Below are 282 nucleotides of genomic sequence, written 5' to 3' on the forward strand. Positions count from 1 at the left end.
CCGCCACCGAAGAGGAAGACCCCTTCGCGGCGCTTGCTGACGTGGAAGAGCCGGACGCAGAACTGTCCGCCCCGGAAGACGCAGAGGCTCCCAAAGATCAGATGGCATCTGCAGACGAAGAACCACAGGCCTCTGAAGACACGGCTGCAGGCACCGCCGTCCCAAGCCCCTTCGAGGCCCTCGAAGGCTTGGACGATGACGACGCGCCTCCTTCGGAACACGTGGTCTCAGACGATGCGGACGCGCTTCCGCTCGACGCTGAAGCTACGGGCGGAGAAAACA

At 63.8% G+C, this 282-nt stretch carries 1 protein-coding gene; it reads left to right on the forward strand.

From position 1 onward, the window contains the following. Positions 1–282 (forward strand): hypothetical protein (locus AB9K37_RS00530; RefSeq protein ID WP_369835111.1); only part of this gene is annotated, 282 nt, incomplete at both ends.

This window comes from Donghicola sp. XS_ASV15 (assembly GCF_041224595.1).
Lineage (GTDB): Bacteria > Pseudomonadota > Alphaproteobacteria > Rhodobacterales > Rhodobacteraceae > Donghicola.